Raw genomic sequence first — 1,653 nt, forward strand, 5'->3', positions numbered from 1 at the left:
ACCCGCACGATCCGCGCGCCGCGCGGCGCGGAGAAGGTCTGCAAGACCTGGCTTGCCGAAGCCGCCTACCGCATGATCCAGAATAATCTGGACCCCGAAGTGGCCGAGCATCCGCATGCGCTCGTCGTGTACGGCGGCATTGGCCGCGCCGCGCGCAACTGGGAATGCTTCGACCAGATCCTCGCCTCGCTCAGGGACCTGAACGAGGACGAGACGCTGCTCATCCAGTCGGGCAAGCCGGTGGGCGTGTTCCGCACCCATGCCGACGCGCCGCGCGTGCTGCTCGCGAACTCCAACCTCGTGCCGCACTGGGCCACGTGGGAGCACTTTCACGAACTGGACCGCAAGGGCCTCATGATGTACGGCCAGATGACGGCGGGCAGCTGGATCTACATCGGCTCGCAGGGCATCGTGCAGGGCACCTACGAGACGTTCCATTCGGTGGCGAACCAGCACTTCAACGGCGACCCCACGGGCCGCTGGATCCTCACGGGCGGGCTCGGCGGCATGGGCGGCGCGCAGCCGCTCGCGGCGACGATGGCGGGCTTTTCGATGATCGCCGTGGAATGCGACGAGACGCGCATCGACTTCCGCCTGAAGACGCGCTACGTGGACCGCAAGGCGAAGACGCTCGACGAGGCGCTCGCCATCGTCGAGGAGGCCAGGCGCACGGGCAAGCCCGTGTCGGTGGGCCTGCTCGGCAACGCGGCGGACGTGTTTGCGGAGTGCGTGAAGCGCGGGATCACGCCGGACTGCGTGACGGACCAGACGAGCGCGCACGATCCGGTCAACGGCTACCTGCCGCAGGGCTGGACGGTGGCGCAGTGGCGCGAGGCGCAGAAGGTGGCGCCCGAAACGATCGTGAAGGTGGCGAAGGAGTCGATGGCGCACCAGGTGCGCGCGATGCTCACGCTGCAGGCGCGCGGTGCGGCCACGCTCGACTACGGCAACAACATCCGGCAGATGGCGCTGGAAATGGGCGTGGAAAACGCGTTCGACTTCCCGGGCTTCGTGCCGGCGTATATCCGTCCGCTGTTCTGCGAGGGCAAGGGGCCGTTCCGCTGGGTGGCGCTCTCGGGGGATCCGGAGGACATCTACAGGACCGACGCCAAGGTCAAGGAGCTGATTCCCGACGATGCGCATCTGCATAACTGGCTCGACATGGCGCGCGAGCGCATCGCGTTCCAGGGGCTGCCGGCGCGCATCTGCTGGGTGGGCGTGAAGGACCGCTATCGTCTGGGCCAGGCATTCAACGAAATGGTGAAAAACGGCGAGCTGAAGGCGCCGATCGTGATCGGGCGGGATCATCTGGACACGGGTTCGGTGGCGAGCCCGAACCGCGAAACGGAATCGATGAAGGACGGTTCGGACGCCGTGAGCGACTGGCCGCTGCTCAATGCGCTGCTGAATACGGCGGGGGGCGCGTCGTGGGTGTCGCTGCATCATGGCGGCGGGGTGGGCATGGGCTTTTCGCAGCACGCGGGCGTGGTGATCGTCGCGGACGGCACGGCGGGGGCGCACGAGCGACTTGGTCGCGTGCTGCTCAACGACCCGGCGACGGGGGTGATGCGTCACGCGGACGCCGGCTACGAGCTGGCGCAGCACACCGCGCGCGAGGCGGGCCTCAAGCTGCCGATGCTCGGCCGATGAACG

The 1,653-nt window shown here is 67.9% G+C and carries 1 protein-coding gene; it reads left to right on the forward strand.

All coding sequences use genetic code 11. The features are described from left to right. The coding region (hutU, locus tag BLU17_RS32025) for a urocanate hydratase (RefSeq protein WP_143189411.1) at positions 1-1,650 on the forward strand (1,650 nt) is incomplete at its 5' end. Between the last annotated feature and the right edge of the window lie 3 nt (positions 1,651-1,653).

The sequence above is a fragment of the Paraburkholderia lycopersici genome (assembly GCF_900096975.1).
GTDB lineage: Bacteria > Pseudomonadota > Gammaproteobacteria > Burkholderiales > Burkholderiaceae > Paraburkholderia > Paraburkholderia lycopersici.